Raw genomic sequence first — 11820 nt, forward strand, 5'->3', positions numbered from 1 at the left:
ACACTAAAATTCACTACCCTATTCTATTCATTGTAAACCTAACTTCTCTCCAAATGTCTCAAAGAGATACTGCTCTAATATTTGTACACTAAACGTTTCATTACGCCCAAGTGCAAATAATTCCCGATCTTTTGCTACGATAGTATCTAACGGAATAACGACGTTATCCACTATTTTTATAATTTCAATGATGTTACTTTTGACATTTACCTCTGTTTTAAATTCAATATTTTCTAATACGATATGTGAACGTCTTCCTGATGTGAAAAATGTAAAGTTAGGATTTTTTACAACACCAATTTCAGCCTCTAACGCATATAAATAGTGAAAAATTATATCTCTATGTCCATCTTTTATTATTTTTTCATCCTTCTCATCATCTAAGTATTCTTTCACTTTTGCTGCAAACTCAAATCGAAAATCCACTCTTTCACGCTCCCTCTATTCATTCTATATTAAATAGATATATTGAAATAATTTTACCATATTGCGGTACAAGTTCCTATTAAAAGTAAAAAGTACTTTTCAAACCCCTATTTTTTCTAATTCTTTTTTTAGTTCCATATTAATTACTGCGTCGTTATATTAATTTAAACATATTTTTCCTATATTTTGAAACAATAGTATGAAATATTATATATCAATAAACTGTTTCTAATTCATTTTTCTATTTAGCTATCACCACCTTTACTATTCCGATATACTGAAGCTCCATTTTCTACTTATTCATTACATGAGAGAAGGAATGTAACTCTCTTCTATCGAATTTTTATATAACGAAAATGATTAGGTGGTGCTTTACTATGAAATTAGCTGTCATTGGTGGCGGTGATTTACAAGATTTAAATCACTCGCCTATTAATGAGCGACTTATAGAATTAACAAATAAACTGTATCCAAAAGTATTATTCATTCCTACAGCTAGTCATGATGATGAAGGCTATATAAAATTATTTTTAGACACGTTCGAAAAACAATTACACTGTGAAGTACAAATTTTACGTACTATAGCCGATACACTTTCTAAATATGAAATAGACGAAATGATTCAATCAGCTGATTTGATTTACCTCGGTGGCGGGAACTATATTCACATGCTTACACAATGGAAAGAACATAAACTAGATGAAAAATTATTATGTGCTTTGCAGCAAGGAACTCTCATTGCAGGCTATAGCGCTGGTGCTATGTGCTGGTTCACATCTAGCATTCGATCAAATTATGAAGACTCTGGTTATATAGAGTGCAACGGCTGGGGAATTGTGAACAAAAGATTTTGTCCGCATTATAATCAATTAAATAGAATGAACGCCTTCCATTCCTTTTTACAAAACCATCAAGGTAATATAGAAGGCATTGCACTAGAGGATAATTGTGCTCTATATATTACAGAAGAATCTTTTGAAATTATCGGTGAACCTGAAAAAGCGTGGGAGTTTTATATGAGTGATAACAAACTCATTAGACAACATTTTGATATCACTTTAAAAAGCTATTTATAAACATACATTTACAAAAAAATGTCCCTAAGTATAATAACTTAGGGACATTTGCATGATTTAGCTCACTAATCTTGTAATTCGTTTCTTCTGCCATGAAAGCTTATAATATGCATACTGTAAAATTAAGCTAACAATAAATGCTGCTGGGTATCCAATCCATATCCCTTCTATACCAAGACTTGTATGGTAAGAAAGATAATATGCTACAGGTACTTCAACAAGCCAAATTGATACGACGCCGATAACAGTTGGCCATAATACTGTACCACTTGCTCGCATTGTCGCACTAATAATTTGTGCATGACCGAAAATTAAATAACTCCATAACGTAATCATAACGAGGCTATGAGCAATTTCAATTGTAGTTTGACTCGTTAAAAATAGTGATAGAATGTCTCTTGAGAACAAGTAAATAAGAGATATTAGCACACCACCGATGACGTAGTTCATAATAATTCCGGCCTTCACAACTTTCTGCAGTCGATCGAATTGATTTGCACCAATTGATTGCGCTGCAAAAATAGAAACTGTAATACCAAGGCTAACGGCTGGCATTTGTACATAACTTGCAACTTGGTTCACGACGCCATATGCTGCTGTTGCATCCGAACCGTAACGATTTACAAACGCGATTACTGCAATTTCAGATAATGAAACTAATATCATATTAATACTCGCTGGAATTCCGAGTCGCAGCAATAGCTTTAACAACTCCCCATCCATGCGAAGATATTTTCTTACCGTACTATCTAATTGTAGTGGATGATTTTTCTTCTTTAAATACACTAACATGACAATAAACGTAATAACTGTAGATATAACAGAAGCATAGGCTGCTCCATACACATCTAATTTCGGAGCTCCTAACCATCCAAAAATAAGAATCGGTAATAAAATCATATTTAGTGCGGTACTTACAATTAAAAAGTAAAATGGCGTTTTAGAATCTCCTGTACCTCTCATAAACGTTGTGTATGCAAAATATAAAAATAAGACTGGCATCGATATAAATAAAATACGCGCGTAATGAACACTTATATCTATAATATTTTCTGGCGTTCCCATAAGGCGCATAATATCCATCGCAAAAATGCTACCTACTATCGCCAACACAACTCCAATAATAAAAGTAAATGTCAGTGTCGTACCAACGATTGCTTTTAAACGATCTTCGTTTTTAGCACCAAACGCCTGACCAATTAAAATCGAACTACCTGAACCAATACCAATTACAAATGAAACGAGTAAGAAAAATAGTGGGAAGAATGCTGAGATGGCCGCTAAATCATTCACTCCAAGCCATCTTCCTACAACTACCATACCAAATAATTGTCCAATTGATTGTAGTACATTACTTAATAGCAACGGTACTAAAAACATGGACATCGATTTCCAAATTGGTTTACTCTCACTTTCTAGCTTATGTGACTCCGCACCTTCTTTATTATTATCTGTAGGTGGTTTCAAATTTCATTTCTCCTTTTATTAAAAATCTGTTTTCAACTTCTATCTCTTTGTATAGTTGTTATAATGATGTGCTTCTATTCATTTCCTTTTCGGTATAATTATAACTTCACCCAATATTCGCTTCCATCTGCTGTTCTATCTAAAAATCCATATTCTATTAAATATCTTCTTAAAGTTACAAAATCCGGGTAAATGCTTTCTATGACAGTATTTACTTCTTTTTCAGTGTACTTTTTATTACTATCAAACTTCGTCACTAAATGGCGTAATATAATTAATTTACGCTTTTGCTTTTTCGGAAATTTAGAAAGCGGTCCATCTAATCCTTCTGTAAAATGTGCTTTTAATACTTCATCATTTTCTTCTTCCGTAATATTGTAACGATCATCTACCATCGTTGCGGTTCTATGAATCGGTACAAATTTCGTTTGTACTTTTGATTTTTCTTCCGACAGTTCCATTAACGCTAAAAACACTTTCGCTTGCTTCATTTTCTCTCGAAGTGTAAATCGATGATTACGAATAGTTGATGTACTTCCGCCATCCATCTCTTTTACAATCTCTTTATCATTCAGCCCCATATGGAAAAACTGAACCATCTTCTTTTGCAAATCAGTTAAACCAGTGTACTTCTTATCAAGATTTAATAAATAATCAAACATAGACGTATGTTCATTTTGCACATGCAATTGTACAAACTTCTCTGCTTCATACAGAACTTGATTATCTTGATAAATTACGCCCTTAATAAACGCTTCTCCACAAGCTAAACAAATATACTCCTCTGCTTCCGCTTCAAACACATACCCTTTCTTCAATTCCTCAACCGACGCATCCCAAAACTTCTCTGAAATATCACTCATACTAAACACTCCTTTAAAATGTTTATTTCAAAACAAACAAATCTCAATATCGTTTATTATCACTTCATCATCTTAACACAATTAAAATAAACATTTCAATGTTTCGTTTACCTATTTTACAAACTTTTATTGAAACGTCTATTAAATAATCCTATACCAGGACTTCAAGTAACGAAAAGCGAATGTATATAATACATAAATTACGATAGGATGTGAAACAAAACATGATGATAACTCTGCCAGATACTTGGTTTACTGTTAAACAAATCGCTCGAAATACTTATGCGATTAGTGAATATGGACATTGGGAGAAAGTACATTCCTTCTTGCTGGTAGGCGATACTGCTGCTATTCTTATCGATACAGGACTTGGTATCGATAATTTAAAACGTATAACTGATCAACTAACAAACTTACCAATTACCGTTGTTACAACCCACGTCCATTGGGATCATATCGGTAGTCACGCACAATATGAAGAAATCTATGTACATGCTTTAGAAGCAGATTGGCTCATTAACGGCATAAAAGGACTTTCTATTACTCAAATTAGGCACGACATCGCTCGTGATATTACTTTACCTACACCTAAAACATTTCAACCTGAAACATTCATTCCATTTCAAGGAACACCAACAAAATTACTACAAGATGGAGACATTATTGATATCGGAAATAGGAAAATTCAAATTATACATACCCCAGGTCACTCGCCAGGACATATTTGTATATACGATTATGAAACTGCGTTTTTATTTACGGGAGATTTACTTTATGAGGGCACAATTTTTGCATTTTATCCATCTACAAATCCTGTAGATCTAGTTCAGTCTCTAAATAAAATTACAAACGTCTTTCCTATTAAACAAATTTTTGGTTCACATCATACCCTCGGCCTTTCACCTGTTATATTGAAAGAGGTGAAATATGCTATTCAATATTTAAATGATAAAGAACTGATTAAACACGGGACTGGTATTCACTCATTCCAAAACTTCATCATTCAATTTTAAATACAAAAAGGTGTTTCCGTATAAGAAAACACCTTTTATCTTCTATAATATTCTATGTATAACCTCTACCAACACTTTACTTGCCTGTACGAATATATACTTTCGATTTCGATCTTCAACAAATGTATTAGCACAACTACCCATAATCATCATACAACTAATTATGACTAACGCTACCTTTCTATTCTTGTAAGTCACTTCATGCCACTCCACTATTACAAAACTTCTTTTGAATTTATCCCATCAAGAAATTTTACATGAATAATAAGCTGAAGGAATATGCAATTCTGCATATTTACACGTTTTATCACGATGTTATGATTTAATTTAGTTAAAGAACACGTATACCGGGGTGACTAACTTGAAATTTAAAGCGAAAAAAAATCCATTTCACGTCATTTTTATTTCATTATTTATCATAATTTTTTTCATTTCGCTATTCTTCCAAAATGAAAATTCTATTTTTTTCACTCTCATGATGCTGCTAAATGTCATAAATCTTTCTTCCTTCTATTTTTCTCACTACCATATAACTGCTTCATCTCTTATTGTAAAACACGGTTTCATATTTCATACCGAAATTCCATTTGAAGACATTCGTCACGTTAAATACTCTGGTAAAAAACTTCATTCAATGAAATGGACTAGACAGCAATTAGAAATCCATTACAATTTATTTGACTCCGTAACTGTTTTTATACCCCAAGAAGAAGAAAAGTTCATTTCAGTCTTAAAAGAAAACTGTCCGCATATGAAAGTATTGAATATGTCTGCTAACAAATAATATATTTTGGCACTTACAGTAATACAAATAGAAGAGATAAATATTAAAAAAGCCAAGATTCTAAACACAGAATCTCGGCTTTTTTATTACTCTTTCGGAGCAATCATTTTTTTCGGATCGACAATTTCATCAAATTGTTCTTCTGTTAGTAGTCCAGATTGCAGTGCTGCTTCTTTTAGCGTTAACCCTTCTTTATGAGCATGCTTCGCAATTTTCGCTGCATTTTCATATCCGATATGCGGGTTTAATGCTGTAACAAGCATTAAGGAACGATTCACATTCTCTTTAATTACTTCTTCATCTGCTTCAATACCAACTGCACAATTATCATTAAATGAAACAATTGCATCTGCTAATAAGTGAGCAGATTGTAAGAAGTTATATGCAATAACAGGTTTAAATACATTTAACTCAAAATTGCCTTGACTCGCTGCAAATCCGATTGTTGCGTCATTTCCCATTACTTGTGCTACAACCATCGTTAACGCTTCACTTTGCGTTGGATTTACTTTACCTGGCATAATAGAGCTTCCTGGCTCATTTGCTGGAATAATAATTTCTCCTAGCCCACTACGTGGACCACTTGCTAGCCAGCGCACATCGTTAGCGATTTTCATTAAATCAGCTGCTAATGCTTTTAACGCTCCATGCGTATATACAACTTCATCATGGCTCGTTAATGCATGGAACTTATTTGGTGCAGAAATAAATTGCTTACCTGTAAATTGGCTTATTTCCTCTGACACCATCTCACCAAATTTAGGATGAGCATTAATGCCTGTTCCAACTGCAGTACCACCAATTGCAAGCTCTTTCATATATGTATTGCTCTCTGCAATCATACGCTCTGTTTTTTCAAGCATACGGTGCCATCCACTAATTTCTTGTCCTAATGTTAACGGTGTCGCATCTTGTAAATGTGTACGACCAATTTTTATAATATGTTCAAATGCAGTTACTTTTTCTGCTAACGTTTCTTTTAATTTCGTAATTGCTGGTAATACGTGATTTTCTACTGCAATTACACATGCTACATGAAGCGCAGTTGGGAAAGTATCATTTGAACTTTGAGACATGTTCACATCATCATTCGGATGAATATGTACGTCAGATCCTTTCTCGTTCAAAATTTGATTCCCACGATTTGCAATTACTTCATTCACATTCATATTTGACTGCGTACCACTACCCGTTTGCCATACGACAAGCGGAAAATGTTCATTCCATTTCCCTGCAATTACTTCGTCAGCTGCTGCCACAATTGCTTCTGCTTTTTCTTCTGATAGCTTTCCTAATTTTTGATTACTAAGTGCTGCACTCTTTTTCAAAATGGCAAATGCTTTGACAATTTCAAGCGGCATTTGCTCTGTTCCAATCGGAAAGTTTTCTTTACTACGTTGCGTTTGTGCTGCCCATAATTTATCAGCTGGAACTTTTATTTCTCCTATTGTATCTCTTTCAATTCTGTACTCCATTTTTTCATCCCCTTGAAAATAAAATACCTACATCTTTTATAATAACAGACTTCCCCTTAAATGATAAGAATTCTCACTCATATATGTAAATATTCTATATTTATTTTTAAAAAATTCCTCTTGACCTAAACTTAAGTTTAGGCTGTATCCTTTCCTTTGTAACCTACTATAACACTACTGGAGGAATTCAATATGAAAAAATATGCTTTCATAACAGGTGCAAATAAAGGAATTGGATATGAACTTGTTCGTCAATTAGCAGAAAAAGATTATCACGTATTTTTAGGCGCTCGTAATAAACGACTTGGACAACAAGCTGTAGAATCTTTACATGTATCAAACGTTTCCTATATTCAAATAGATATTTCAAGTTCACAATCCATTCAAGAAGCAATCAAGAAAATCCATGAAACGACTGACCACTTAGATTTATTAATTAATAACGCAGGCATAGCACTAGACTTCCATACGCTACCTAGTGAATTAAATATTGAAACTTTACGTCAAGGATTTGAAGTTAACTTTTTTGGAACATTCCAAATGGTGCAAGCCTTTTTACCATTATTAAAGAAATCCAGCAACAGTAAAATCATCAATATAACAACTGACATGGCTTCCTTAACAATGTTTGCTAATGGTGAAACACATCCAATTAATGCGTTAGGGTACAATTCTTCCAAAACAGCTATTAATGCTTTAACATTAGCTTTTAGTAAAGAATTTAATACTAATGGTCCAGAAATTTTCGGAGTAACTCCAGGTTTTACAACTACTGACCTTAATGGTAATTCCCCAGGTGGCCATACGACTAATGAAAGTGCTAAAATTATTATTAAATATGCATTAAGTGAAACAAACTATAATGGTAAAATACTAAATAAAGATGGCATTATAACTTGGTAGTAAAAGGATGAATTCTATGTATTATACGATCGGTCAAGTCGCTAAAATGCAACACTTAACTATTTCTCAAATACGTTATTACGATAAACAAGGATTGTTCCCTTTTCTTCAAAGAAATGAAAAAGGTGATCGAGTTTTTGACGAAGAAGCACTGAAATATTTAGAAATGATTTTATGCTTAAAAAACACCGGTATGCCCATTCAAAAAATAAAACAATTTATCGACTGGTCAATGGAGGGAGAATCTACAATCCTTCGGCGGTTGGAATTAATGAAACAACAAGAGACCAATGTCTTACAAATCATTCAAGACACTGAAAAAAACTTAAAAAAGATACAACAAAAAATCGCTAAATATGAGGACGAAATAACTTCTTCAACTCCTATTACAAAATAAAAAATCACCTTCTACATAATGTAGAAGGTGATTTTTTATTTTATGATGCTTGCTTTCCTTTATCGGCATCATCTACATACCAAATGAATTTGCCTGTATATCCGTAAATAACTGCTAAAATTAACGATACGAAGCTTAACCACATAAATGGAACGTATGAGAACGTTGCTACACCTAAAATACCAGCCATAAAAATACCATTGTCAGACCACGGAACCATACCTGAAGTTAACGTACCACCTACTTCTGAGTTACGTGCTAATACACGTCGGTCGATTTTTAATTTATCATAGCTATCTTCCATAATTTTCGGTGTTAAAATTAGTGATACGTACATCGCACAACCAAATATATTCGCTAAGAATGCCACGATTAATGTAGACAATGTTACATTACCTGCAGAATTTAATTTCTTCTCAAATTTTGATACGATTACTTTTAAAACACCTAGTTTTTCAAGTAATCCACCAAATCCTAAACCGAAAATAATAACGGCTACTGATCCAAGCATACCGTTAATTCCACCACGGTTTAATAACTTGTCCACAAATTCAACACCAGATTGAATTGAGAATCCATTATACGCTGTTCCAATCGCCTCTCCAAAGTTCATTCCTTGGAAAAGAGTTGCCCAAATTGCACCAATTAAAGCTCCCATTGCAATTGTTGGCATAGACGGTTTCTTCATCGCTAATAGGGCAATAACAATGACCGCCGGAACAAGCATCCAAATTTTAATATCAAATTGCTTTAATAAAGCTTCTTTTAAAAACTCTACCCGATTTAAATCTACATTATCGCCGCCATACATCCAACCCGCTACTGTAAACATAATGCTAGTAATAATATAAGCCGGAACATCTAATACGAGCATAGCTCGAACGTGAGCAATAACATCTACTTTTGCCATAGAAGCTGCGAGAACTGTACTATCAGAAAGTGGTGATAATTTGTCACCGAAATAAGCTCCTGAAAGAACTGCACCAGCAACAAGCGGAAGTGGTAAACCAAGTCCTTCACCAATTGCCATCATAGCAATACCTGCTGTTCCTACTGTTCCCCATGATGTCCCTGTCGCGATAGAAGTGATCGAACAAATAATTAATGTTGCCAGTAGGAATATGCTAGGGTGAATAAACTCTAATCCATAATAGATTAATGTTGGTACTACGCCACCAGCAATCCAAGTTCCAATTAAAGCACCTACTGCAACTAAAATCAGTATTGCTTCTAATCCGTTAGAAATCCCTTTCGTAATTGCATCTTGCAATTCTTGATAACGAAATCCTAATCTTAATCCAAGCGCAATTACTAAAAACCATGAAATAAATAGCGCTAATTGAATTGGGAGATCAAAAATCGTTTGGAAGGAAAAGACAACAGCAAGAAATAGTAATAAAAGAACTATGATTTCTAGCATCGATGGTAATCTTACACTTTTCATTTTTTTCTCTCCTTACAAGTCGATAACATGACGTGTGTCGTCTTACATGTATGTGATATACAATTAGCGAAGACAAAACAAAATTTTCATATTATTTCGATTTATTTTTCCAGTATAATATAACACCTTTTCTATTGTAAAAGTAGATGTTACTTTTCGCAATGGAAAATATAAAAAATGTTACATTTTTATATAGAACCATCCAAGAATAACTTTTTTTATATTTGCCATAACAAAACTTTTTACTATTATCCTCACCTTTTAAACACTTACTTTTTTTTATAAAAAAAGCACACATCATTAAAATGATGCATGCTCCACTTTTATTTATACATATTTTGTATTTCTTCTTTATTTTTAAGTATTTCCACAAACTGATCACTACAACCTTTCGGAAATAATACTCCGAGTCCATATGAATGTTCAAACTGAAAATGAGGGTACTTCGCCTTGACCTCATCCCAAAATTTATACACGCCGAAGTTTCGATTTTTCACCTCAATATCATGAAATAACACGATACCGTTATTCGCAAGTTTCGGTAACCACGTTTTATAATCATGAGAAACTGCTTCATACGTATGATAACCATCAATATGCAACAAATTTATCGTTCCATCTTGAAACTGATCAACGGCCTCGTCAAAAGTAGACCGAATTAAATTCCCTATTTGAGGATAACTCGTGTTCACGAATTTACTCACTATTTGAAAAACACCTTCTCCGTATGGACCTGTATGCTCATCTCCTGCCCAAGTATCTACAGCAAAGCATTTTGTAGATAATCCTCCATCTTTTACCCCTTGGCAAAAACTGAAAAAAGAAGCTCCTAAATGTGTACCTAACTCAACTAATATTTCTGGCTTTTCAAATCGTACTAAATCATAAGCGAAGTTTAAATGTCCCACCCACGCAGAGTTCATACGAATATATGGACTATATTGATCAAATTCAAATGTTGGTTTATGAGTAACCCAGCTCATCACATTTCTCCTTCTACACATATTTTTAACAAACCAAATTACTCTTATCTTTATTTTTTTATCATTGTAATTATGATTTTATTTCACAAAAAAATGAAGAACTAACTCTTTCTCATTGTGATAAAGCATCGTATACATATGGGTCTGTAGGCGTATTGATTTTCTCTACTTTACTTACTTTTACAAGTGGAAATAGTGTTCCTTTATATGTCGTTTCATCCAGCAAACCTGCTATTTTCACCCACGTTTCCGGTGGTAGCTTTTTTACGTTTTCCCCTGCAACAATCATCCCCCAGACTGATGCATCTGCAATACAACAAGTTATGCCGTATCGCGCCACTACCGCTTTATCACCCGTCACATCCTTATCATCATATATAAACCCTGAGAATGTAATTTCTTTCCCTTTAAACCCCTTTACATCTTGGCCAATTATACTCATTGTTTGAACATAATCCTTATCCTCTACTTGTATTTTTCGTTGTCCTAACATACTTTTTTCTAATTGCTCTTCCACTTGATCTGTCACTTTTAAATTCGAGGTTTCATCTTGTTTTTGCCAATCAGGATTTACCTGTATTTCCTCTTTTTCGTTCTTTTCTATACTTCTCGCCTGTACACTTTGATTCATACCCCTTTTTCCGGCTAAACTTCCGTCAATTGTTACACCACCAAATAGAAAAGCACTAATAATTGGAACAACAAATAAAACATATACAAAGAAACTTTTCATCCCTGATTTTAATGCTGTACGATGCTTACAACAATTACAATCATCCTGTTTTTCTCTCCCATCTCTCCAAACTTGTAACGAACCAAGAAGTAAAATTACTACAAAAGCGATATACGTAAATTTAATCATTTTTGGAGCGATAAAATTATAAATATTACCTGTTACAAGTAGTTTAAATAAGAGCATTGCTAAACCAATTAAAATAATGCCACGAATATAGCGATGATAGGCCTTCTGTTCCTTTTTCTCCACTGTT

12 protein-coding genes are annotated in these 11820 nt (G+C 33.6%); 5 read left to right on the forward strand and 7 right to left on the reverse strand.

What is annotated here, in order from left to right; all coding sequences use genetic code 11:
* Positions 1 to 27: 27 nt before the first annotated feature.
* Positions 28 to 426: a DUF3942 family protein gene (locus tag AC3WTI_RS09315; RefSeq protein WP_087958269.1), complete on the reverse strand. Its 399-nt coding sequence runs from the start codon at positions 424 to 426 to the stop codon at positions 28 to 30.
* Positions 427 to 803: 377 nt separating this feature from the next.
* Between AC3WTI_RS09315 and AC3WTI_RS09320 the strand changes: the two genes are divergently transcribed.
* Positions 804 to 1502, forward strand: a complete 699-nt coding sequence (locus tag AC3WTI_RS09320; protein ID WP_097841979.1) for a peptidase E — start codon at positions 804 to 806, stop codon at positions 1500 to 1502.
* Positions 1503 to 1559: 57 nt separating this feature from the next.
* Here the strand turns inward: AC3WTI_RS09320 and AC3WTI_RS09325 are convergent, their stop codons facing one another.
* Both AC3WTI_RS09325 and AC3WTI_RS09330 read right to left on the reverse strand, forming a co-directional pair.
* On the reverse strand, positions 1560 to 2969 hold the full coding sequence (locus tag AC3WTI_RS09325; protein WP_000804154.1) for an MATE family efflux transporter: 1410 nt from the start codon (positions 2967 to 2969) through the stop codon (positions 1560 to 1562).
* A 98-nt stretch (positions 2970 to 3067) separates the two neighbouring features.
* Positions 3068 to 3832 carry a DUF2087 domain-containing protein gene (locus tag AC3WTI_RS09330; RefSeq protein WP_087958266.1) on the reverse strand — a complete coding sequence of 255 codons (765 nt, stop codon included), beginning with the start codon at positions 3830 to 3832 and terminating at the stop codon, positions 3068 to 3070.
* Positions 3833 to 4059: 227 nt separating this feature from the next.
* Here AC3WTI_RS09330 and AC3WTI_RS09335 point away from each other — a divergent pair, with 227 nt between their 5' ends.
* A complete protein-coding gene (locus AC3WTI_RS09335; RefSeq protein WP_087958309.1) occupies positions 4060 to 4845 on the forward strand; it encodes an MBL fold metallo-hydrolase in 786 nt (261 codons plus the stop codon).
* Positions 4846 to 5206: 361 nt separating this feature from the next.
* Positions 5207 to 5629 carry a PH domain-containing protein gene (locus AC3WTI_RS09340; RefSeq protein WP_087958264.1) on the forward strand — a complete coding sequence of 141 codons (423 nt, stop codon included), beginning with the start codon at positions 5207 to 5209 and terminating at the stop codon, positions 5627 to 5629.
* 86 nt (positions 5630 to 5715) lie between these two features.
* Here the strand turns inward: AC3WTI_RS09340 and fumC are convergent, their stop codons facing one another.
* Entirely contained in the window at positions 5716 to 7104 is a 1389-nt protein-coding gene (gene fumC / locus AC3WTI_RS09345; protein WP_087958263.1) for a class II fumarate hydratase, read from the reverse strand.
* A 192-nt stretch (positions 7105 to 7296) separates the two neighbouring features.
* On the opposite strand from fumC, the gene AC3WTI_RS09350 reads away from it, so the two are divergent.
* Positions 7297 to 8007 (forward strand): SDR family NAD(P)-dependent oxidoreductase, encoded by a 711-nt coding sequence (locus AC3WTI_RS09350; protein WP_087958262.1) that lies wholly within the window; start codon positions 7297 to 7299, stop codon positions 8005 to 8007.
* 16 nt (positions 8008 to 8023) lie between these two features.
* Positions 8024 to 8404 (forward strand): MerR family transcriptional regulator, encoded by a 381-nt coding sequence (locus AC3WTI_RS09355; RefSeq protein ID WP_087958261.1) that lies wholly within the window; start codon positions 8024 to 8026, stop codon positions 8402 to 8404.
* A 40-nt stretch (positions 8405 to 8444) separates the two neighbouring features.
* Here AC3WTI_RS09355 and nhaC read toward each other — a convergent pair whose 3' ends face one another.
* The 3 genes from nhaC to AC3WTI_RS09370 all read right to left on the reverse strand — a co-directional run bounded on the left by nhaC (position 8445) and on the right by AC3WTI_RS09370 (position 11816).
* Positions 8445 to 9848: a Na+/H+ antiporter NhaC gene (gene nhaC, locus AC3WTI_RS09360; RefSeq protein ID WP_048527208.1), complete on the reverse strand. Its 1404-nt coding sequence runs from the start codon at positions 9846 to 9848 to the stop codon at positions 8445 to 8447.
* Between the two features lie 323 nt (positions 9849 to 10171).
* Complete coding sequence (locus AC3WTI_RS09365) at positions 10172 to 10831, reverse strand: class I SAM-dependent methyltransferase (protein WP_087958259.1); 660 nt, start codon at positions 10829 to 10831, stop codon at positions 10172 to 10174.
* A gap of 112 nt (positions 10832 to 10943) precedes the next feature.
* The gene (locus AC3WTI_RS09370) at positions 10944 to 11816 is read right to left on the reverse strand and encodes a TIGR03943 family putative permease subunit (protein WP_097841977.1); all 873 of its coding nucleotides are present in this window, start codon (positions 11814 to 11816) and stop codon (positions 10944 to 10946) included.
* Between the last annotated feature and the right edge of the window lie 4 nt (positions 11817 to 11820).

The sequence above is a fragment of the Bacillus sp. EB106-02-03-XG38 genome (assembly GCF_058792175.1).

Bases quoted from the DNA above. Each gene is read 5' to 3' on its own strand.
- AC3WTI_RS09355 (WP_087958261.1), top strand. From the start codon at position 8,024: ATGTATTATACGATCGGTCAAGTCGCTAAAATGCAACACTTAACTATT.
- AC3WTI_RS09365 (WP_087958259.1), bottom strand. From the start codon at position 10,831: ATGAGCTGGGTTACTCATAAACCAACATTTGAATTTGATCAATATAGT.
- AC3WTI_RS09330 (WP_087958266.1), bottom strand. From the start codon at position 3,832: ATGAGTGATATTTCAGAGAAGTTTTGGGATGCGTCGGTTGAGGAATTG.
- AC3WTI_RS09320 (WP_097841979.1), top strand. From the start codon at position 804: ATGAAATTAGCTGTCATTGGTGGCGGTGATTTACAAGATTTAAATCAC.
- nhaC (WP_048527208.1), bottom strand. From the start codon at position 9,848: ATGAAAAGTGTAAGATTACCATCGATGCTAGAAATCATAGTTCTTTTA.
- AC3WTI_RS09350 (WP_087958262.1), top strand. From the start codon at position 7,297: ATGAAAAAATATGCTTTCATAACAGGTGCAAATAAAGGAATTGGATAT.
- AC3WTI_RS09335 (WP_087958309.1), top strand. From the start codon at position 4,060: ATGATAACTCTGCCAGATACTTGGTTTACTGTTAAACAAATCGCTCGA.
- fumC (WP_087958263.1), bottom strand. From the start codon at position 7,104: ATGGAGTACAGAATTGAAAGAGATACAATAGGAGAAATAAAAGTTCCA.